Consider the following 20,818-nt stretch of genomic DNA (forward strand, 5'->3'; position numbering starts at 1 on the left):
TTTTAAAACCAAGACAATAGAGGAAGAGATACGTGAAATATACAGAAATTATGGTTCGTTACGGCGAACTTTCAACAAAAGGGAAAAATCGTGGTAAGTTCATTGGTCGACTTGCCCGTAATATTAAGCAAGTTCTTGTTGATATGCCTGAGCTTTCAGTTGATGCTCAACGAGATAGAACTCACATTATTTTAAATGGTGCTGATTACGAAGTTGTAGCAGAGCGTTTAACTAAAGTTTTTGGAATTCAAAATTTTTCACCTAGTATTAAGGTTGAGAAAAATATGGATGCTATCCGTGCAGCTGTAGTTGAGCTTATGAACGATGTCTATACTGCTGGTATGACTTTTAAGATTACTGCTAAGCGAAGCGATCATGATTTTGAACTTGATAGTACCGAACTTAACCAAGATCTTGGTGGACTTGTTTTTGATAATATTGCCCATGCTAAGGTACAAATGAAGGCGCCTGACCTAAATCTTCGTGTTGAAATTCGTCCAGACGCTACTTACCTTTCTTACGAAACAATTAAAGGAGCTGGTGGTCTACCTGTTGGGACTAGTGGTCGCGGTATGCTAATGCTTTCAGGTGGAATAGATTCTCCTGTTGCTGGCTATTTAGCTCTTAAACGTGGGGTTGAAATTGAAGCTGTCCATTTTGCAAGTCCCCCTTATACAAGCCCAGGAGCTCTTCAAAAGGCGAAAGATTTAACTGAAAAGCTTACTTCTTTTGGTGGTAATATTAACTTTATTGAAGTCCCATTTACAGAGATTCAAGAGGAAATTAAAAATAATGTACCTCAAGCTTATTTAATGACGATTACTCGCCGTTTCATGATGCGTATTACTGATGAAATTCGTAATCGCAGAGAGGCATCAATTATTATTAATGGTGAGAGTCTAGGACAAGTTGCAAGTCAAACTCTAGGTAGTATGGTTGTAATTAATGAGGTTACAAATACACCAGTTATCCGTCCAGTTGTAACAATGGATAAATTAGAAATTATTGAAATTGCAGAAAAGATTGATACATTTGATATTTCTATCCAACCATATGAAGATTGCTGTACAATTTTTGCACCACCAAGTCCGAAGACAAATCCTAAATTAGAAAATGCTATTCAATATGAAAAGCGTATGGATGTTGATGGATTAGTTGAACGTGCAGTTGAAGGAATTATGATTTCAACAATTGAAAAAGAAGGTAATAAAAACGAAGAAGATGCAGAGCTTGCGGATTTCTTATAAAATATTTATGTCTAAGTATACTTTCGAGTATGCTTTTATTTTTTAGTAATAAAAATATCTCTAAAAAAATATTTGTAGTAAAATGTATAATAAAAAATCGAGCTATATAAAATTATAAATCTAAAATTTTATATAGCTCGTTTTTTTTGTTAAATTTGATTAAGAAACTTTTTTATTAAGAATTTCAAAAACTATCTATTATTACCAGTGTTTCTGCTGTTATTACCAGTGAAATTGACTATCCTGCTCCAGGCATCAGCATAGTTGGCATCAGTTCCTCCAACAGCGAAATGGTAACGAGTAACTGGAGCTCCTTCAGATGTTGCCCAATAACTTGTTGTTGTTTGTCCACTCAGAGTTATTGTAAGAGGTCCACCTTCCACTCTACCTGGTTTTTCACCAGTAGAAGTTAATACTGTACTTTTGGTAACACTTGGATCAATTTCAAATTTTTGCCCATCCCCGAATACACCTGGCTTAGCATTATTTATTGCATTTACGAGGTTAGCCATATAATTTGAATTATTTTCGTAACCAGTGTAGTTTCCAAGTGGTGAATTGTCATCATGTCCAATCCAACCACCAAGAGTGACAGTAGGTGTTGATAACATTAACCATGCATCTGTATATGACTCACTAGTACCTGTTTTTCCAGTCCAATCAACTGCAGATGTAAGGTTTGGATTAATTCCAGACAAATAGTCCGCAAATTTGGTAGTTATTTTAGACCTTACCGGTCCTCTTAATAAATCATTCATAATTGAAGCAGTTGCTTTAGAAAATACTTTTACGGGCTCTGATTTCCATTCGTAAATAACTTTCCCACTGTCATCAGTTATTTTTTGTATAACGTGTTGCTTTTGATATTTTCCACCATTTGAAAGTGTTTGATATCCATTAGTTTGCTGAACAACCGATTGATCAATTCCTCCACCCAAAGGTAAACTCTCAATATTATAGTCACTAACTTTATATCCCATTTTTTCCATATATGGTTCTGGAGATTTATCTTCCTGTAGCATTGTCTGATGCAGCCAATACGCGGGGATATTCCAAGAAGTATTTAAAGCGTCTTGAACAGTCATCATTTCATTTGTACCCGCGCTATCAACGTGCATTATTTGTTGACCGCTTGAATATGTTGTTGGGTAGTTGCTTAAACGACTTGCACTTCCAATAATACCTTGCTCGATTGCAGGAGCGTAAGTGAGAACAGGTTTAATACTTGAACCGGGACTCCTCTTAGTATCGAAAGCGTGGTTATTTTGATTTTCCTGATAGTTGCGTCCTCCAATAAATCCATATACTGCACCTGTTTTATTGTCCATTAAGACATTTCCAACTTGCACCTCACCTGTACCATCATCTAGAATACCACCATAATTAGCCACGGCAGTCTGCATAGCGCTATAGATACCTTGATCAATTGTTGATTGAATTGTATACCCACCTTGTTGTAGCTGTTGTAGGGCTAACTTTTGATACTCCTCTTTGGTAGCATCATTTTTTTGGTCACTTTCAGAAACCTTATCTTCTTTGATTAGATAGTCATAAATGTGGTCAACAGCTTCGTTAATGACTGTATAGTAAAGATAATCATGACTAATTGTATCAGGTGAACTAGAAGCGATGAAATCTTTAGTTAAATCGTAGGATTTATATTCTTCATATTCTTTTTTGCTAATATATCCATTACGATACATATTGAAAAGAACAGTATCTTTTCTAGCAAGTCCATATGATAAATCGTTAGGATTCTTAAGGCTAGCATCTGCAGCATATGGACTATAAGTAATAGGACTCTGAGGAAGACCAGCTATGAATGCAGCTTGAGGTACATTTACTTCAGATGCATTCTTTCCAAAAATTCCTTTTGCAGCTTCTTGTACACCTGCAATATTTTGTCCTTTATTATTTCGTCCAAAAGGAGAAACATTGAGGTAATCCGTTAAAATCTGATCCTTAGTAAAATCTTTCTCAACAGCTCGTGCATATACAAATTCAGAAGCCTTCCTTTTAAATGTTGGGCTATCTCCTAAAATTTGTTGCTTAATTAATTGTTGTGTGATTGTTGAACCACCACTAGAGCTTCCAAGACCAACAACTTCACCTAAGGTTGCACGAAGTATTGCTTTGGGAACAACACCATTATGCTCATTGAAATTTTCATCCTCAGTTGAAATAATAGCATTTTTGATATTTTGAGAAATATCCTTGCTGTCAACTTTAGTCCTAATAAGATCAGATGATACTGGAGCAATTAAGTTATTGTTATTGTATACTAGTGAAGAAGTACCATGGATATTATTGATTTTCTTACCAAGTTCCTCCTTGCTCGGTACTTTTACATCATCGACTAAACTAGCAAAATATCCAGCTCCTAATCCACCAGCAAATAAGATTCCTAATAGCAGGACAACTAAGAGAGTATATATAATACCTCTAGTAGACATAAACGCAATACTGAAGAAATCTTTAGTTTTTTGCCACCATACTTCTTCATTTACATTGACCTTATTTTTGCTCAGGTCTTTTCTTTGAGAAGATTTATTTTGATTTTTTTCATTATTCTTATCACTCATACCGCAATTATACCAAAAATGTTAGTAATCGGCTAACTAGTTACAATAAAATAATCAAAAAATTTATAACAAAAGCCGTAGAATTTTGCTATAATAAAAATATTAATTTAAAAAATACTCTTAAGCTTTAAAATACGTTGGATATAGTTAATAGAGTATAAAAAAAACAAGGAGGTTATAGCATGGAAATTTTTGATGAATTAGTCGAACGTGGCTTAGTTTTTCAAACTACTGATGAAGACGCTTTAAGAAAAGCATTACAAGAAGGGAGTGTTTCTTTCTATACAGGCTATGACCCTACAGCTGATAGTCTTCATTTAGGACATTTAGTTCCAATTTTAAATATGCGTCGCTTACAACTTGCAGGTCATCGCCCAATAGCTCTTGTAGGAGGAGCAACTGGAATGATTGGAGATCCCAGCTTCAAGGATACAGAACGCTCGCTTCAAACAACTGAAACTGTTTTGGAATGGACAAAAGGAATTAAAAAGCAGTTAGAACGCTTTTTAGATTTTGAAGGTGACAATGCTGCCGTAATGGCAAATAATTACGATTGGTTTAGTAAAATTAACGTCTTAGAATTTCTACGTGATGTTGGTAAACACTTTACAATTAATAATATGATGAGTAAGGAGTCTGTTAAGAGCCGTATTGAATCAGGAATTTCATATACTGAATTTGCATACCAGTTATTACAGGGATACGATTTTTACTTCTTAAACCAAGACCAAGGAGTTACCCTTCAGGTTGGTGGAAGTGACCAATGGGGTAATATGGTTGCTGGTACGGAATTAATCCGTAAAAAAACAGGTGAAACCGCTCATGTAATTACAGTGCCTCTTATTACTGATTCAACAGGTAAGAAATTTGGTAAGTCAGAAGGTAATGCAGTTTGGCTTGATGCTGATAAGACATCACCTTACGAATTTTATCAATTTTGGTTGAATGTAGCAGATGCTGATGTTGTTAAATTCTTGAAAATTTTTACTTTCCTAAGTCTTGAAGAAATTGAAGAAATCGGTAAAGAGTTTGAAGCAGCACCACATGAGAGGCTTGGTCAAAAGGTTCTTGCTAGAGAAGTTGTAACACTAGTCCATGGTAAAGATGCTTACGAACAAGCTGTTAAAATTTCTGAGCAATTATTTTCAGGAAATATTAAAGAACTTTCGGTTTCAGAAATTAAACAAGGTCTAAAGGATGTTCCAAATTATGCTGTTAAGCCAGAAGATAATTTAAATATTGTTGATATTCTAGTAACTGCAAAAATTTCTCCTTCTAAACGTCAAGCGCGTGAAGATGTTCAAAATGGTGCTATTTATATTAATGGAGAACGCCAAACTGATACAAATTATACTTTGACAAGTGAAGATAAGCTTGAAGATGAGCTAACAGTTATACGTCGTGGTAAGAAAAAATATTCAATTTTGACTTACTAAATATATTAAAAAATTAATTGAAGCATTTATGCTTCGATTTTTTTTTATTTATAAAATAAAAAAGACTGATAAAAAATATCAGTCAATAAATATTATATTTTTAGCAAATTAATCAAGTAATAGCATACCTTCAGTAGTAGCAAACGGGTTTTTAGAATTAATACGATCAAAGAACATGATACCATTGATATGATCAATTTCATGTTGGACAACTATTGCATTATATCCTTTTAGTTTAATTTTTTTCTTATTTCCTTCTTTGTCAAAGTATTCTATTGTTGCACGAGCATGACGGATAACATATCCAGGAATATCGCGATCAACTGACAGACATCCTTCTCCTTCGGCAAGAGCAGCATCTTGAACAGAATGAGAAACAACACGAGGATTGTACATCACTGTTGCTAGGCTATATGCTTCCTTAGGAGGGATAACAATTTCTTCCCCTTTTTCATTTTCTTCAATTTCTTCTGCATTCGGCACTAGGACAGCGATGATTTTACGAGAAACATCTAGTTGAGGTGCTGCAATACCTACTCCAGCACGAAGTCCCATTTTTTCAGCAGTAACTTCATCTTGTGAATTTCTTAAAAAATTAAGCATTTTTTCTCCCAAGATTATGTTTTCATCAGACAATGGGAATTCAACATCAGCCGCAACTTCTCGTAAAGTTGGGTTCCCTTCCCTGATAATATCGTCCATATTTATTAAATGACCAGCAGAGGTCAACTTTTTAATTGTTTGAGTTTCCAAAACGTTCTCCTTCTAATATTGTCAATCTTTATATATATAATTTGACACTTTTTACCATAAAATACAAGCTAAATGCATAAATAAATGCTTGATTACTTGAAATTTCAATAATAATAGTTTATCATAATTAGGTAGTTTTCTACAAGAAGGCATCTTGGTAATACGCGTGCCAAACGTTAACTCGGATGTACTTAAAATTAAAGGAGAAATAACATGGCAATCTCAAAAGAGAAAAAAAATGAAATTATCGCAAAATACGCTCGTCACGAAGGTGATACTGGTTCACCAGAAGTACAAATCGCTGTACTAACTTGGGAAATCAACCACCTAAACGATCATATTAAATCACATAAAAAAGACCACGCTACTTACCGTGGATTGATGAAAAAAATCGGTCACCGTCGTAATCTTTTAGGTTACCTACGTGAAAAAGATGTTCAACGTTACCGTGAATTAATTTCTTCATTAGGACTACGTCGTTAATAGACATCTTTATTAAACCACTTCGGTGGTTTTTTTGTTTTCTATTTCAGACTTTTGGGCAATTTAATTATAAATGAGTCCATGTTATAATTAAACTAGAGATATTTATTAATAGATAGGAATAATAATGAATAAAAATAAAATAGAAGTGATTATTAGAAATGTCGAATCTAATGATATCGATGATGTAATGCGTGTTGAGATTGACAACTTTGGTAACGTAGCAACAACTCGTGAGGCTATGGAAGAAAGGGCAGAAAAAACACCTGACACTTTTTATATTGCAGAAGTTGATGGTAAATTTGCTGGATATATGGAAGGTGCAGTAATAACTGATAAACACTTAACAGATGAACTATTTAGTCATGTTGATGAAAATCCTGAAGAGGGTGGCTATATTGCCATAACTAGCCTTTCAATTGATGAAAAATTCCAAGGAGCTGGAATCGGTGATGCTTTGATTCAAGCAATGAAAGATTTAGCTAGAGGAACTAAAAGAAAAGGAATTACTCTGACTTGTCATGATTACCTTATCAAATATTATGAAAAAAAAGGTTTTACTTATGACGGTGAGTCGAAATCAAACCTTGGTGGTGAAGAATGGTTTAACATGATTTGGAAGGTTGGTGAAAAATAGATGGATATTCAAAAAGTTGAAGAAGCTTTTAATTTAATTATTGAAAACACACAAACACTTGAGCAAGAATTACATACTCATTTCTACGATGCTTTGATAGAGCAAAATGTTGCTTATGTGGAAGGTAAATCTTCAAACGAAATGGTTGAAAAAAATAATGAGAAACTTCATTCTTTAAATCTTAGTCAACAAGAATGGCAAAAAGCATTTCAATTTGTTCTAATCAAAGGAGGACAATTTGCAAAATTACAGGCAAATCATCAATTTACTCCTGATAGTATTGCTTATATTATCAATTTTATAATTGATACATTAAAACCACAAAAAGACATATCAATTGTTGAACTTGGTTCTGGTACTGGTAATATGGCATCAACGCTTTTATCAAACTCTGATAAGAATATATCTTATACTGGAATAGAAGTTGATGATCTCTTAATTGATTTGGCAGCAAGTATTGCTGATGTTATAAAGCTTAAGGTTGAATTTATGCAACAGGATGCTGTCAAGCCACTTTTAATTGAACCTAGCGATGTAGTCATTAGCGATTTACCAATTGGTTTTTATCCTGATGATGAGGAAGCAAATAATTTCCATGTCGCAACGGATAAAGATGAACATACATATGCTCACCATTTATTGATGGAACAGGCACTTAATTATCTAAAAGATGATGGTATTGCTATTTTCCTTGCTCCTGTAGATTTATTGACTAGTGGACAGGCAGATGAATTGAAGGGATGGATGAAAGATTCAGCCCACTTATCAGCATTGATTGCTTTACCGCAAAATCTGTTTAAGAATTCTCCTAAGGCAATTTTTGTATTCGATAAAAAAATCACAAACGAACCGACTTTTGTATATAACTTATCAAGTCTAACTGAGACAGAAATAGTACAGCAATTTATGGCTGAATTCACAAAGAATGTGTTATAATTAATTCGAAAACGGTTACAAGTAAATTCGTTGAATGATTTTAAGAATTAGGAGATTTAAAAATGTCAAAAACAATTGCAATTAACGCTGGAAGTTCAAGTCTTAAATGGCAACTATATGAAATGCCTCAAGAAGAAGTATTAGCTCAAGGACTTATCGAGCGTGTTGGACTCCCTCAATCTATCTCAACAGTTAAATGGGGAGATGAAAAAGATACTCAAACTCTTGATATTCCAAATCATGAAGAAGCTGTAAAAATCCTTTTAGATGACTTAATCCGTCTTGGAATCATTTCTTCATATGATGAAATAACAGGAGTTGGTCATCGTGTTGTTGCTGGTGGAGAAATTTTCAAAAAATCAACTCTTATTGATGATAAAGTAATGGAAGAAATTGCTGAATTATCTGAGTTGGCTCCTCTTCATAACCCTGCCAACTTACAAGGAATTAAAGCTTTTAAACACCTACTTCCAAACATTACTAGTGTAGCTGTATTTGATACTGCTTTCCACACTACAATGCCAGAAAAAGCTTTCCGTTACCCAATGCCAAATAAATACTATACTGATTACTCAGTTCGTAAATATGGTGCTCACGGAACAAGCCATCAATATGTAAGTCAAAAAGCTGCTGAAATTCTTGGAAAAGATATCAAAGATCTTAAGATTATCACATGTCACCTTGGAAATGGTGGTTCAATTACTGCTGTTGATGGTGGAAAATCAGTTGATACTTCAATGGGCTTCACTCCACTTGCAGGTATCATGATGGGAACTCGCTCTGGCGATATTGACCCTTCAATCTTCCCATACATCATTTCTAAAGATGAAAATCTAGAAACTGCTCAAGACGTTGTTGATATGTTAAACAAACAATCTGGTCTTCTTGGAATCAGTGATATCTCAAGTGATATGCGTGATGTTGAAGCTGGTATAAAAGAAGGCAACGAAAAAGCTATTTTAGCTTATGAAATGTATCTTGATCGTGTTGAAAAATACATTGGTCAATACTTTGCAGTATTAAATGGAGCTGATGCAGTTGTATTTACAGCTGGTGTTGGTGAAAATGCTGCTGACATTCGTGAAAGAGTTGCTACTGACTTAAGTTGGTTTGGTTTAACAATTGATCCAGTTAAAAACGTTCGTGGATTCGAAGGTGTTATTTCAACTGATGATGCAAAAGTTAAGGTTCTTGCAATTCCAACTGATGAAGAATTAGTTATTGCGCGTGATGTTCAAAGCTTCCAAAATTAATAAAATCCTTATTGAGATTATAAATAAAAAAATAAACCGCTAGAAATCAGTGGTTTATTTTTATATAATCAAATCTGTAAATTGAAAGGGGTTGGAATATGAAATCAAGTTTAACTTTTATTAAATCAAACACCAAGCAGTTTTTTAAAAAATGGGATAGGACAATTTTTCTATCACTGTTTATAAGTTTTTATTTAGACATAGTAATTTTTTCGGCAAATTTTGGCTTTCATAAAGTAATGGAGTGGAATGATATCCCATACATTTCCTACAATAATTTGGGGATGTTCCTCTCTAAACCGTTTGCATTATTAGGATTTATACTGATTTTTCTTTTTATAATCTTTTCGGTTTTTATTCAATTTAGCTTTTTAATTAGAGGTATCAGTCAAATTGATAGTTCAACATTTCAAATTAGTAGAATTATCAAAGATACTTATAGATCTATTCCGCGACTTTTTGGACCCTCCGCAATATTCTTGACTATATATTTCATTCTGGTGATCCCCTTTGCTGGAACGATTTTCAAAACACGATTGCTTGATAAGGTAGTCATACCACAATTTATTTTAGATTTTCTATCAAACAATGGGTGGATTGCTCTAGGTATTGCAGTTCTATCGATTGCGGTCGCTTATATTGGTTTGAGGTTGATGTTTGTACTGCCTTTGATGATTATGAACGACATGAGTTTTGCCCAGGCGATGAAGGAAAGTTTAGCTATTACTAAAAAAAAGTTTTGGTATTATACTCTTCGATTATTTATGGTATCAGCAATTTCTACAATTGTTGCAGTAATTGTATATATATTAGTCTACATATTCCAATATATTGAAGATGGACTTGCTAAACCAATTCCTCTGATTATGGGAATATTAAACCTATCTTTAGTACAATTAGTCAGTTTGTTTATCATTTTGTGGGCTAACTTTATCCTAATTCAACTTCTTTTATCAAATGAAAAAGTTAAGCCAGATGCACTAATTAATCAAAAAGATGTCAAACAAACTCGTTTTCCAAGATGGCTTGTTTTAACATTTGTTAGTTTTACAGTTTTCTTTTACGTTGTAGGGAATTGGATATTCTTAGTAGATACAGTTGAACATCCTGCTCTCAATATTTCACATCGTGGAGTTGATGCAAGATATGGTGTTCAAAATACTATTCCAGCCTTGCAGCATACTATTAAAACAGCTCATCCTGATTATGTTGAAATGGATATTCAAGAAACATCTGATAAGAAGTTTGTAGTTATGCATGACGAAAACTTGCGAGTTCTTACGGGTGTTAACAAGCGTCCACAAGAATTAACACTTGCAGAATTGACGAAACTTGTTGCAAAAGAAAATGGCTCTTCAGCGCCAGTTGTAAGTTTTGATGATTACTTGAAAGCAGCAAATTCTCATAAACAAAAACTTTTAGTTGAAATCAAGACTACACGTTATGATTCCAAAGATTATGTATCAAATTTTGTTAAACAGTATGAAAAAGAACTAATGGATTATGGTCATGAAATACATTCTCTTGATTATAATGCTGTGAAAGAAGTTAAGAAAAACAGTAAACTCAAGACATATTTTATTCTGCCCTATAATTTTATTTTCCCACGTACTGATGCAGATGGATATACGATGGAGCAAACGACTTTAAATGAATCTTTTGTTGATGAGGCACATCTGAGAAAGCAAAATGTCTATGCATGGACAGTTAACGATATTGATAGTATGAAAAAAATGGCACTAATTAACGTTGATGGCATCATTACTGATAACTCATCTGATTTAAATGGGGTTATCAATGAACTGAAAGAAAACCCTAAATTTGCAGATAAGATTTTAGACTATCTAGTTAGCGTGGATCTTGAGAAAAGTTTAGGAAATTAATATTTGGAGCTTTTAATTTATTAAAGAAAACATAACAATTAGTGCTGTGATAAATACTATAAGTTCTTATAGTATTTATTTCGATACTTAGATTCATTTTTTATGCTATAATCAGAAAGTAATATTTTATTACAGAGTAGTTTTACAAGCGTCAAGTGTCCGTGGGATGGGATGTTGCCCCGGAACGAAGCCGATTCAATCGACGCGGTTTGTAGAATGCATTCGCTGTCAAGAAATTATATTGGATATTCCAAGCAATTTTTAACAGCTCACCAAAATTCAGAGGAGAGCTCAATGAAAAAATTTACAGACAAATACCTTCCTAAACTAACAACTAGGCTTACGGTTACACTAGCAATGCTTATGGCATTGAAATTTATTATTGGAAAATTATCAGTGTGGATAATTCCAGGTACTTTAAAAGTTGGCTTTAGCTTTGTTCCAAATGTACTTATTGGTGCTGTTGCAGGTCCAATACTTGCTCCAATTACTTTTGTTTTATCAGATATTATTAATATGGCAACTGGTGGTGGCGGCGGAAGTCACTTTATACTTGCCTTTACTCTTTTAGAGGCTGTTCAAGGTTTCTTTTATGGATTATTCTTTTATAAGAAAAAATTAGATGCCAAAAGTACAAAAGATTGGGCTTATACTAGCTTTGCTGTTATAGTGATTATGTTGATAGGAACATTTATCTTTACACCACTTTTAATTCAAATTTACTTTAAAGTTCCAGTCAAAGTACAATACTTTGCACAAGGTAGAATCTTTAAGATCTTTGAGATACCGGTTAGAATTATAATTATTATGTTGATTGTACCTGCGTTGCAAAGGATACCTTCAGTAAAAAAATATATATTAAGTTAAAAAAGAAAAGAAAAGAAAAGAAAAGTAAAGTAAAGTAAAGTACATCCCACTTTGCTTTTTTTGTATGAAATAGTTTTCAAAAAAAGTAAGAAAAATGCTAGACATTGATATAACTAGTATATAAGACCGATAAAAAAATTATAAATTATGGTATAATATTAAAGAATGACTTTTTAAAAAAGAGGTGAATATGAAAGGAATTATTTTAGCAGGCGGTTCAGGAACACGTTTATACCCTATCACTCGTGCTGCAAGTAAACAACTTATGCCGGTCTATGATAAACCGATGATTTATTATCCATTATCAACATTGATGTTAGCGGGAATTAAGGATATACTAATAATTTCTACACCACAAGACTTGCCAAGATTTAAAGAATTACTTCAAGATGGAAGCGAATTTGGAATAAACTTATCCTATGCTGAACAGCCAAGTCCTGATGGATTAGCTCAAGCTTTTATTATCGGAGAAGATTTTATTGGAGAAGATTCAGTAGCTTTAATATTAGGAGATAATATTTATCACGGACCTGGGCTTTCAAAAATGCTTCAGAAGGCTGCTGCAAAAGACAGTGGGGCAACGGTTTTTGGTTATTTGGTTAAAGACCCAGAACGTTTTGGTGTTGTAGAATTTGATGAGAATATGAAAGCAATATCTGTTGAAGAAAAACCAGAGAAACCTAAATCGAATTATGCTATCACGGGTCTATATTTCTATGATAATGATGTTGTTGAAATCGCTAAAAATATTGAACCAAGTCCTCGTGGAGAACTTGAAATCACAGACATTAATGCTGCTTATCTAAATCGTGGGGACTTAGAAGTAGAACTAATGGGGCGTGGATTTGCATGGCTTGATACAGGAACACACGAAAGCTTGTTGGAAGCAGCCCAATACATTGAAACAGTGCAACGAATGCAGAGTGTTCAAGTAGCTAACCTTGAAGAAATAGCTTATCGTATGGGATATATTTCTGCCGATCAAGTTCGTCAACTTGCGCAACCACTTAAGAAAAATGAATATGGACAATACTTGTTAAGACTGATTGAGGATGAATTGTAAAATGACTGATACTTTTTTTGGGAAAGAGCTAGCAGCAAAAAAAATTGAAGAAATTCCAGGAATGTTGGAATTTGATATACCTGTCCACGGAGATAATCGTGGATGGTTTAAAGAAAACTTTCAAAAAGAAAAAATGATACCTCTAGGTTTTCCTGAATCGTTCTTTGCTGAAGGAAAATTACAAAATAATGTATCTTTTTCTAGAAAAAATGTTTTGCGTGGCCTTCATGCAGAACCTTGGGATAAATATATTTCAGTAGCTGATGAAGGTCAAGTCCTTGGATCTTGGGTAGACTTACGTGAAGGTGATACTTTTGGTAATGTTTATCAAACTAAAATTGATGCAAGCAAAGGTATCTTTGTGCCACGTGGAGTTGCCAATGGATTTCAGGTTTTAAGCGATAAAGTTTCTTATAGCTATCTTGTTAATGATTACTGGGCCTTAGAACTTAAACCAAAATATGCATTTGTAAATTTTGCAGATCCAGCATTAGATATTAAATGGGAAAATCTTGAAGCTGCAGAAGTTTCAGAAGCAGATGAGAATCATCCGCTGTTAAAAGATGTAGTTCCGCTTAAAAAAGAAGAATTATAGATATATATAGTTGAAAAAATTAAATAGTTGAAAGAAGTATTAGAAAAATGACTGAATATAAAAATATAGTAGTAACAGGTGGAGCTGGCTTCATCGGAAGTAATTTTGTCCACTATGTATATAATAATTATCCAGATGTACATATTACTGTTCTTGATAAATTAACTTATGCAGGAAACAAAGCTAATATAGAAGAGATTCTAGGTGATAGAGTTGAGCTAGTTGTTGGTGATATTGCTGATGCTGATGTTGTGGATAAAGTTGCATCAAATGCAGACGCTATTGTACATTATGCTGCAGAGAGTCATAACGATAATTCACTCAAAGATCCAAGTCCATTTGTTCAAACAAATCTAGTTGGAACTTTTACCTTGCTTGAAGCAGCCCGTAAGTATGGAATTCGTTTCCACCATGTTTCAACGGATGAAGTATATGGAGATCTTCCATTACGTGAAGACTTGCCCGGTCATGGTGAAGGAGATGGAGAAAAATTTACTGATAAAACTCCATATAATCCATCAAGTCCATATTCATCTACAAAAGCAGGTTCAGACTTATTAGTTCGCGCCTGGGTTAGATCATTTGGGTTAGATGCGACAATATCTAATTGTTCAAATAATTATGGTCCTTATCAACATATTGAAAAATTCATACCTCGTCAAATTACTAATATTTTGAGTGGAATTAAGCCAAAACTATATGGTGATGGTAAAAATGTTCGTGACTGGATTCATACAAATGACCATTCTTCTGCAGTTTGGACTATTTTGACTAAAGGTCAAAAAGGAGAAACTTACCTAATTGGTGCAGATGGAGAAAAAAATAATAAGGAAGTTCTTGAGTTAATTTTAGAAAAAATGGGACAAGATTCTGATGCATATGATCATGTTCAAGATCGTGCAGGCCATGATTTACGATATGCTATTGATTCTACAAAATTACGTGATGAATTGGACTGGGAGCCAGAATTTACTAATTTTGAAGAAGGAATAGTTGATACAATTAATTGGTATAAAGATCATGAAGATTGGTGGAAAGCTGAGAAAGAAGAAGTTGAAGCTAATTATGCAAAGAATAATCAATAAGATTTAAAGAGGCAAATGATATTATGATAAACCATCTTGCTGTTGGAGTTAGAAACCATCAAACATCACAAAAATTTTATGAGGAAACTCTCAGGTCTTTAGACTATGTAATTCATCGTTTTGGAGATGATTATACTAACTTTTCTGATGGTATAAGTGCAGATCCTTTTGGAGATTTTGCAATTTATCAAGGTGAAGTCTATCCAATGCATATTGCGTTTGAAGCGAAAAATAATAAACAAGTAGATGAGTTTTATGAATCCGCTCTTAACAATGGCGGTTTTGATAATGGTGCTCCAGGTTATAGGAGTAACTATCATGAAAATTATTACGACTGCTTTATTATTGATCCAGATGGTTATAGAATTGAAGCAGTTTGTCATAATGGACAAGCTCATTAAATTTTTAAGAAAGAAGTGGAAAAATGATTTTAATTACAGGAGCAAATGGTCAGTTAGGTACAGAGTTAAGAAATCTTTTAGATGAAAGATCTATTGACTATGTTGCAACCGACTCAAGCGAGTTAGATATTACAGATGCAGATGCAGTTGAAAAAGCATTTGCAGAAGTTAAACCAACAATTGTTTACCACTGTGCCGCATATACTGCAGTTGATAAGGCTGAAGATGAGGGCAAAGAGGTTGATTATTTAGTGAATGTAGTTGGAACTGAAAACATAGCAAAAGAGTCTGCTAGATATAAGTCTACGCTTGTTTACATTTCTACAGATTATGTATTCAATGGTGACAAACCTACTGATCAGGAGTGGTTTGAAGAAGATGAAACTGATCCACAAACTGAATACGGTAGAACAAAACTTTTAGGTGAAGAAGCAGTAAGAAAGTATGTACCTAACCACTATATTATAAGAACCAGTTGGGTATTTGGAAAATACGGAAATAATTTTGTTTTTACAATGCAAAAATTAGCAAAAACACATGATACTTTGACAGTAGTTGATGATCAATTTGGTCGTCCAACATGGACTAGGACTCTTGCGGAATTTATGACATATCTAGTTGACAATCGCAAAGAATTTGGGACTTACCACCTTTCAAATGATGGAGTAACGAATTGGTATGGATTTGCAAAAGAAATATTAAAAGATTCTGATGTTTCAATTACACCAGTTGACAGTAGCCAATTTGTCCAAAAAGCTAAGAGACCTAAAAATTCAATTATGAGTTTGGCAAAAACGAAAGCAACGGGCTTTATTGTTCCTACATGGCAAGATGCATTGAATGAAATGATGAAATAAATAATAGAAAGTTGAGCAATATGAGACACGTTTTTATAATTGGTTCACGTGGTTTACCTGCTAAGTATGGTGGATTTGAAACCTTTGTTGATGAACTTGTTACTAACCAAAAAAATAAAAATATCAAATATCATGTTGCTAATCTTTCTGATAGTGAAAATCACACTCATTTCGATTATAAAGGTGCAGATGTTTTTAATATTAAAGCTCGTAATATGGGTGGTGCCAAGGTAATATTCTATGATCTAGACGCCATAAAATATTCTTTAAGTCTTATTGGCAATGAAAATATTGAAAAACCAATTTTTTATATTCTGGGAAATACAATTGGAGCGTTCATTTCTCCTGTTGCTAGGAAAATCCACAAGGCAGGGGGAGTGTTATTCGTAAATCCAGATGGTCTGGAATGGCGACGCTCAAAATGGAGTTATCCGATAAGAAAATATTTGAAGTATTCTGAGAGAAAAATGGTTGAAAAGGCGGATTTAATTATTGCAGATAATCAAGGAATAGATGATTACCTAAAAGAAGAATATAAGCCATTTATGTCCCAAGTTATTGCGTATGGTACTGATATAAGTGATCAAAATAAAATTGCCACACCATGGTATAGGGAAAAGGATGTAGTACCTGATGAGTATTATTTAGTTGTTGGTCGATTTGTTCCAGAAAATAATTACGAAGTAATAATAAAATCCTTCATGGAATCGACAACTACTAAAGATTTAGTCATAATTACAAATTATGAACAAAATAATTTCTATGAAGAACTGAAACAAAGAACTAACTTTGAACAGGATGAAAGAATAAAATTTGTTGGTACAGTCTATAATAAGGAATTGCTGAAAAATATACGTAAAAATGCACATGCCTATATACATGGACATGAAGTTGGAGGGACAAATCCAGGACTTCTTGAAGCTCTATGGTCGACAGAGCTCAGTCTAGTTTTAGATGTCTCATTTAATAGAAATGTTGCCCAAGATAGTGTTCTTTATTGGGAAAAAAATAAATTGACTGACCTAATTCACAGGGCTGATGAAATAAGCAAATACGAAAAAAAAGCCTATGGACGAAAATCATGCGATATTATTATCAAAAATTATACTTGGGAAAAGATAGTATCACAATATGAGGAGTTATTTACAGATGAAAGTTAATATTGTAATGTCAACTTATAATGGTGAGAAATATTTGGCTGAACAAATAGAAAGCATTCAGAATCAGACATTTTCTGATTGGACATTGTTAATAAGGGACGACGGTTCAACTGATAGTACTGTTGAGACTATAAAAAAATATGTATCTGAAGATAGCAGAATAAAGTTTATTAATGAAGAAGAACCAAAGAATCTTGGAGTTATAAAGTCTTTCTATTCTTTAATTAAATATAACAAAGCAGATTACTATTTTTTTAGTGATCAAGATGATTATTGGTTACCTGAAAAACTTGAAATAGCTTTAACTGAGGCAAAGAAACATGATAATTCAAAACCAATGATGTATTATACCGACTTGAAGGTTGTTGACCGAGATTTGAAAGTTCTAAATGAAAGTATGATTAAATCTCAGAGCGGCCATGCAAATACTAAGTTGATTCAAGAGTTAACGGAGAATAGTGTTACTGGCGGTGTAAGTATGATTAATAATGCCCTCGCTGATAAATGGACGGTAACGGATAATATAATTATGCATGATTGGTATCTAGCACTCTTGGCAAGTGCGCTTGGAGAATTAGTATATATTGATAAACCGACAGAATTATATCGACAACACGATAATAATGTATTAGGGGCTAGAACATTAGATAAAAAATTTAAAATTTTAAGAGAAGGTCCTAAAAAAATATTCACTAGATACTGGACTTTAATACATCAATCACAAGATCAAGCAGAGATTATAGTTAAACTTTTTTCTGACCAGATAGGTGACCGTGATAAAGAACTAATAGAAAATTTTGTTGATATAGACAAGAAGAGCTTTATTGAAAGATTTAAAAGATTAATAAAATATAAATATACAAAAAATCAAAAAAAACATATAATTGTTTTTAGAGCTTTAATATTGTTTAATTTATATAATAAGGAGTAGCATGAAGAAAGTACTTTTAATAATACCTGCATACAATGAAGAAAAGAGTATTTTAAATACTGTTAGAATGGTTGAAAATTATAAAGAGCATAATACAGTACCATTTGTGCTAGATTATGTTGTAATTAATGATGGCTCAAAAGACAAAACCTTAGATGTTTTGATAGAAAATAAATTAAATCATATTAATTTAGTTCAAAACTTAGGCATTGGTGGTGCGGTTCAAACAGGATATCTTTATGCTCTAAGAAAAGGTTATGATATTGCTGTTCAGTTTGATGGTGATGGACAGCATGATATAGCAAGCATTGAGGAAGTCGTTACTCCATTATTGAATGAAGAATATGATTTTACTATAGGTTCTCGATTTATTGATGAAAGCAGTGATAATTTTCAATCAACAGTAGCAAGAAGAATGGGCATCAATTTAATTTCTGCTGCTATAAAGTTTGTAACGGGTAATAAAATTTATGATACTACTAGTGGGTATCGAGCAGCTAATAGATCAGTTATTAATTATTTTTCTAAAAATTATCCAATGGCATATCCAGAACCTGAAAGTATTGTTAGATTGATGAAACATGGATATAAAGTAAAGGAGGTTCCAGCTCATATGTTTGAAAGAACAGAGGGGGAATCAAGTATAAGTGCGCTTAAATCAGTTACGTACATGATGGATGTTCTGACTTCTATTTTGATTGCTGGAATAATGAAGGAGGCTGAATAATGTCTACGTTTTTAAGAATTGAAATGATTATTTTAGCACTTGCTATTTTTTATTACATAGTTAAAATGATAAATAAAAATGCTTTTTCATTAAGACGTTCTGCTCCGTGGTTAGTTGTCGGCTTAGGAATTATTTTTATTGCACTTTTTCCACAGGTGGTATCTTTTGTTGCTCATCAGCTTGGATTTGCATTAACAATGAACTTTCTCCTATTTGTAGGACTAGTATTTGTTTTTGTTTTAGAACTTATGAAAACAAGCAGTGACACAAAAAAAGATAACCAAATAAAGGTCTTAATACAAGAAGTATCTTTGCTGAAAAGTGAACTAGAAGAGTCTAAAAAGGAGTAACCATAGTCTTTATGAAAAAAATGACGATAGAAGAGATTAGAAAAATTCAACTAGATATGTTAAGTTACATTGATAGTATTGCTAGAGAAAATAATATTGAATATTCACTTGGTGGTGGCTCATTACTAGGTTCAATAAGGCATAAAGGTTTTATTCCTTGGGACGATGACATTGATATAATGTTATATCGTTCGGATTATAATAAATTAATTGAGGAATTGAAGAAATCACAAGATGATAGATATTCGCTTCTTCATTACTCAACTGAAAAAAATCTATTATCATTTGCAAAATTATATGATAATAGCACTCAATTTATCAGCAAAACAGATAAGATGCATCCGTGGACAGGATTGTTTATCGACATTTTTCCTATGGATAGATTACCTGAAAATGAGCATGAAAGACTTAGCTTTATGAAGAGTGTCCAAAATAATGCTGAAAATTTACTTAGTACAAGTTTTCCTGCATATGCAAGTGGTTCTAAAGCAATTTATGCATTTGCAAGATTATTTTTACGCTTTCCTAGGTTTGTAGTTTATCATGGAAAATGGACAGAGAGGGCAGAAATTCTAGATCAATTAATGCAAAAATATGATAATCAGGATGTCCCATATATCGGTTTTACGGATTCTAGGTACAGGGCTAAGGAATTTTTCCCTAAAGAGATATTTGAAGAATATGAAGATATTATGTTCGAAGATGTTAAGGCAAGAAAAATACAGGACCATGATAGATATCTAAAACAGTTATATGGTGATTCATATATGGAATTACCACCAGAAAATAAAAGAGAAAATCATAGTTACTATACATGGTATTGGAAAGATTAGGAGATAAACAATGAATATTGGTCTTATTTTTGCAGGTGGTGTGGGCAGTCGTATGAAATCTAAAAAAGCCAAGCCAAAACAATTTTTAGAAGTTCATGGGAAACCAATAATTGTACATACCATTGAATTGTTTCAAAATACACCTGAAGTTGATGCAGTGGTAGTTGTCTGTGTTGCTGATTGGATAAATTATATGGAAGATTTAACTTATAAATTTAGACTTTCAAAAGTAAAAAGTATCGTCCCTGGTGGGGAAACTGGTCAAGGTTCAATATATAATGGGCTAATTGCTGCTAAAGAAATTTCTGGAGATGAAAAAGCTGTTGTAATTATTCACGATGGAGTTAGACCGCTGATCAATGAAAAAGTAATTGTTGATAATATAAAATCAGTGGAAAAAAATAGCTCTGCAGTTACTATAGCACCAGCTAAGGAAACATTTCTAATTGTTAATGATGAGAAAAAAGTCCAATCAGTCCCAGATAGGAATCATTCATTAATAGCGAAAGCGCCTCAAAGCTTTTGGTTAGATGAAATTTTAGAAGTTCATGAACAAGCGTTAAGTGATGGTATAGTTGATTCAATTGATTCTTCAACATTAATGTTTGGATATGGTAAGTCATTATCTGTTGTTGAAGGTCCAACAGAAAATATAAAGATCACAACACCTGATGATTTTTATATGTTTAAGGCTCTATTTGATGCACGAGAAAATGAACAAATATATGGGATTTAGTGG

The 20,818-nt window shown here is 33.1% G+C and carries 21 protein-coding genes and 1 riboswitch; of the genes, 19 read left to right on the plus strand and 2 right to left on the minus strand.

Features of this window, described 5'->3' with window-relative positions; translation table 11 throughout:
* Window positions 1–32 precede the first annotated feature (32 nt).
* Window positions 33–1,247, plus strand: a complete 1,215-nt coding sequence (gene thiI / locus BG261_RS09610; RefSeq protein WP_070793095.1) for a tRNA uracil 4-sulfurtransferase ThiI — start codon at window positions 33–35, stop codon at window positions 1,245–1,247.
* Between the two features lie 191 nt (window positions 1,248–1,438).
* Here the strand turns inward: thiI and BG261_RS09615 are convergent, their stop codons facing one another.
* Window positions 1,439–3,829 (minus strand): transglycosylase domain-containing protein, encoded by a 2,391-nt coding sequence (locus BG261_RS09615; protein ID WP_070793096.1) that lies wholly within the window; start codon window positions 3,827–3,829, stop codon window positions 1,439–1,441.
* Between the two features lie 182 nt (window positions 3,830–4,011).
* On the opposite strand from BG261_RS09615, the gene tyrS reads away from it, so the two are divergent.
* Entirely contained in the window at window positions 4,012–5,265 is a 1,254-nt protein-coding gene (tyrS, locus tag BG261_RS09620; protein WP_070793097.1) for a tyrosine--tRNA ligase, read from the plus strand.
* Window positions 5,266–5,373: 108 nt separating this feature from the next.
* Here the strand turns inward: tyrS and def are convergent, their stop codons facing one another.
* Window positions 5,374–5,967, minus strand: a complete 594-nt coding sequence (gene def, locus BG261_RS09625; RefSeq protein ID WP_070793139.1) for a peptide deformylase — start codon at window positions 5,965–5,967, stop codon at window positions 5,374–5,376.
* A gap of 264 nt (window positions 5,968–6,231) precedes the next feature.
* On the opposite strand from def, the gene rpsO reads away from it, so the two are divergent.
* The 17 genes from rpsO to BG261_RS09710 all read left to right on the plus strand — a co-directional run bounded on the left by rpsO (window position 6,232) and on the right by BG261_RS09710 (window position 20,815).
* Complete coding sequence (gene rpsO, locus BG261_RS09630) at window positions 6,232–6,501, plus strand: 30S ribosomal protein S15 (RefSeq protein ID WP_070787691.1); 270 nt, start codon at window positions 6,232–6,234, stop codon at window positions 6,499–6,501.
* 127 nt (window positions 6,502–6,628) lie between these two features.
* A complete protein-coding gene (locus tag BG261_RS09635) occupies window positions 6,629–7,138 on the plus strand; it encodes a GNAT family N-acetyltransferase (RefSeq protein WP_414653955.1) in 510 nt (169 codons plus the stop codon).
* A complete protein-coding gene (locus tag BG261_RS09640; protein ID WP_070793098.1) occupies window positions 7,139–8,074 on the plus strand; it encodes a class I SAM-dependent methyltransferase in 936 nt (311 codons plus the stop codon).
* 62 nt (window positions 8,075–8,136) lie between these two features.
* Window positions 8,137–9,327, plus strand: a complete 1,191-nt coding sequence (locus BG261_RS09645; RefSeq protein WP_070793099.1) for an acetate kinase — start codon at window positions 8,137–8,139, stop codon at window positions 9,325–9,327.
* Window positions 9,328–9,425: 98 nt separating this feature from the next.
* Complete coding sequence (locus tag BG261_RS09650; RefSeq protein ID WP_070793100.1) at window positions 9,426–11,210, plus strand: glycerophosphoryl diester phosphodiesterase membrane domain-containing protein; 1,785 nt, start codon at window positions 9,426–9,428, stop codon at window positions 11,208–11,210.
* Between the two features lie 130 nt (window positions 11,211–11,340).
* A riboswitch (THF riboswitch) is annotated at window positions 11,341–11,440 on the plus strand.
* A gap of 64 nt (window positions 11,441–11,504) precedes the next feature.
* Complete coding sequence (locus BG261_RS09655) at window positions 11,505–12,077, plus strand: folate family ECF transporter S component (protein ID WP_070793101.1); 573 nt, start codon at window positions 11,505–11,507, stop codon at window positions 12,075–12,077.
* A 190-nt stretch (window positions 12,078–12,267) separates the two neighbouring features.
* The gene (gene rfbA, locus BG261_RS09660) at window positions 12,268–13,140 is read left to right on the plus strand and encodes a glucose-1-phosphate thymidylyltransferase RfbA (protein WP_070793102.1); all 873 of its coding nucleotides are present in this window, start codon (window positions 12,268–12,270) and stop codon (window positions 13,138–13,140) included.
* A 1-nt stretch (window position 13,141) separates the two neighbouring features.
* A complete protein-coding gene (locus BG261_RS09665; RefSeq protein ID WP_070793103.1) occupies window positions 13,142–13,735 on the plus strand; it encodes a dTDP-4-dehydrorhamnose 3,5-epimerase family protein in 594 nt (197 codons plus the stop codon).
* 47 nt (window positions 13,736–13,782) lie between these two features.
* Window positions 13,783–14,820 (plus strand): dTDP-glucose 4,6-dehydratase, encoded by a 1,038-nt coding sequence (rfbB, locus tag BG261_RS09670; protein WP_070793104.1) that lies wholly within the window; start codon window positions 13,783–13,785, stop codon window positions 14,818–14,820.
* Window positions 14,821–14,843: 23 nt separating this feature from the next.
* Window positions 14,844–15,221, plus strand: a complete 378-nt coding sequence (locus tag BG261_RS09675) for a VOC family protein (RefSeq protein ID WP_070793105.1) — start codon at window positions 14,844–14,846, stop codon at window positions 15,219–15,221.
* A gap of 23 nt (window positions 15,222–15,244) precedes the next feature.
* The gene (rfbD, locus tag BG261_RS09680; RefSeq protein ID WP_070793106.1) at window positions 15,245–16,078 is read left to right on the plus strand and encodes a dTDP-4-dehydrorhamnose reductase; all 834 of its coding nucleotides are present in this window, start codon (window positions 15,245–15,247) and stop codon (window positions 16,076–16,078) included.
* A gap of 20 nt (window positions 16,079–16,098) precedes the next feature.
* Entirely contained in the window at window positions 16,099–17,238 is a 1,140-nt protein-coding gene (cps2T, locus tag BG261_RS09685; RefSeq protein WP_070793107.1) for a beta 1-4 rhamnosyltransferase Cps2T, read from the plus strand.
* Entirely contained in the window at window positions 17,228–18,169 is a 942-nt protein-coding gene (locus tag BG261_RS09690; protein WP_070793108.1) for a glycosyltransferase family 2 protein, read from the plus strand. Before cps2T ends, BG261_RS09690 begins: the two co-directional genes overlap by 11 nt.
* Window position 18,170: 1 nt before the next feature.
* Complete coding sequence (locus tag BG261_RS09695) at window positions 18,171–18,896, plus strand: glycosyltransferase family 2 protein (protein ID WP_070793109.1); 726 nt, start codon at window positions 18,171–18,173, stop codon at window positions 18,894–18,896.
* Window positions 18,896–19,246 carry a DUF2304 domain-containing protein gene (locus BG261_RS09700; protein WP_070793110.1) on the plus strand — a complete coding sequence of 117 codons (351 nt, stop codon included), beginning with the start codon at window positions 18,896–18,898 and terminating at the stop codon, window positions 19,244–19,246. Before BG261_RS09695 ends, BG261_RS09700 begins: the two co-directional genes overlap by 1 nt.
* An 11-nt stretch (window positions 19,247–19,257) precedes the next feature.
* Window positions 19,258–20,079 (plus strand): LicD family protein, encoded by an 822-nt coding sequence (locus tag BG261_RS09705; protein ID WP_070793111.1) that lies wholly within the window; start codon window positions 19,258–19,260, stop codon window positions 20,077–20,079.
* A 10-nt stretch (window positions 20,080–20,089) separates the two neighbouring features.
* Window positions 20,090–20,815 (plus strand): IspD/TarI family cytidylyltransferase, encoded by a 726-nt coding sequence (locus tag BG261_RS09710; protein WP_070793112.1) that lies wholly within the window; start codon window positions 20,090–20,092, stop codon window positions 20,813–20,815.
* Window positions 20,816–20,818 lie beyond the last annotated feature (3 nt).

Origin of the sequence: Floricoccus tropicus (assembly GCF_001832905.1) — a bacterium.
Lineage (GTDB): Bacteria > Bacillota > Bacilli > Lactobacillales > Streptococcaceae > Floricoccus > Floricoccus tropicus.

What these genes read in the sequence shown, in the direction of transcription:
- rfbA (WP_070793102.1), top strand. Translation starts at nt 12,268, where the DNA reads ATGAAAGGAATTATTTTAGCAGGCGGTTCAGGAACACGTTTATACCCT.
- BG261_RS09640 (WP_070793098.1), top strand. Translation starts at nt 7,139, where the DNA reads ATGGATATTCAAAAAGTTGAAGAAGCTTTTAATTTAATTATTGAAAAC.
- BG261_RS09665 (WP_070793103.1), top strand. Translation starts at nt 13,142, where the DNA reads ATGACTGATACTTTTTTTGGGAAAGAGCTAGCAGCAAAAAAAATTGAA.
- BG261_RS09615 (WP_070793096.1), bottom strand. Translation starts at nt 3,829, where the DNA reads ATGAGTGATAAGAATAATGAAAAAAATCAAAATAAATCTTCTCAAAGA.
- rfbD (WP_070793106.1), top strand. Translation starts at nt 15,245, where the DNA reads ATGATTTTAATTACAGGAGCAAATGGTCAGTTAGGTACAGAGTTAAGA.
- BG261_RS09700 (WP_070793110.1), top strand. Translation starts at nt 18,896, where the DNA reads ATGTCTACGTTTTTAAGAATTGAAATGATTATTTTAGCACTTGCTATT.
- BG261_RS09635 (WP_414653955.1), top strand. Translation starts at nt 6,629, where the DNA reads ATGAATAAAAATAAAATAGAAGTGATTATTAGAAATGTCGAATCTAAT.
- rfbB (WP_070793104.1), top strand. Translation starts at nt 13,783, where the DNA reads ATGACTGAATATAAAAATATAGTAGTAACAGGTGGAGCTGGCTTCATC.
- BG261_RS09675 (WP_070793105.1), top strand. Translation starts at nt 14,844, where the DNA reads ATGATAAACCATCTTGCTGTTGGAGTTAGAAACCATCAAACATCACAA.
- BG261_RS09695 (WP_070793109.1), top strand. Translation starts at nt 18,171, where the DNA reads ATGAAGAAAGTACTTTTAATAATACCTGCATACAATGAAGAAAAGAGT.
- def (WP_070793139.1), bottom strand. Translation starts at nt 5,967, where the DNA reads ATGGACGATATTATCAGGGAAGGGAACCCAACTTTACGAGAAGTTGCG.
- BG261_RS09655 (WP_070793101.1), top strand. Translation starts at nt 11,505, where the DNA reads ATGAAAAAATTTACAGACAAATACCTTCCTAAACTAACAACTAGGCTT.
- BG261_RS09645 (WP_070793099.1), top strand. Translation starts at nt 8,137, where the DNA reads ATGTCAAAAACAATTGCAATTAACGCTGGAAGTTCAAGTCTTAAATGG.
- BG261_RS09650 (WP_070793100.1), top strand. Translation starts at nt 9,426, where the DNA reads ATGAAATCAAGTTTAACTTTTATTAAATCAAACACCAAGCAGTTTTTT.
- BG261_RS09705 (WP_070793111.1), top strand. Translation starts at nt 19,258, where the DNA reads ATGAAAAAAATGACGATAGAAGAGATTAGAAAAATTCAACTAGATATG.
- BG261_RS09690 (WP_070793108.1), top strand. Translation starts at nt 17,228, where the DNA reads ATGAAAGTTAATATTGTAATGTCAACTTATAATGGTGAGAAATATTTG.
- cps2T (WP_070793107.1), top strand. Translation starts at nt 16,099, where the DNA reads ATGAGACACGTTTTTATAATTGGTTCACGTGGTTTACCTGCTAAGTAT.
- BG261_RS09710 (WP_070793112.1), top strand. Translation starts at nt 20,090, where the DNA reads ATGAATATTGGTCTTATTTTTGCAGGTGGTGTGGGCAGTCGTATGAAA.
- rpsO (WP_070787691.1), top strand. Translation starts at nt 6,232, where the DNA reads ATGGCAATCTCAAAAGAGAAAAAAAATGAAATTATCGCAAAATACGCT.
- tyrS (WP_070793097.1), top strand. Translation starts at nt 4,012, where the DNA reads ATGGAAATTTTTGATGAATTAGTCGAACGTGGCTTAGTTTTTCAAACT.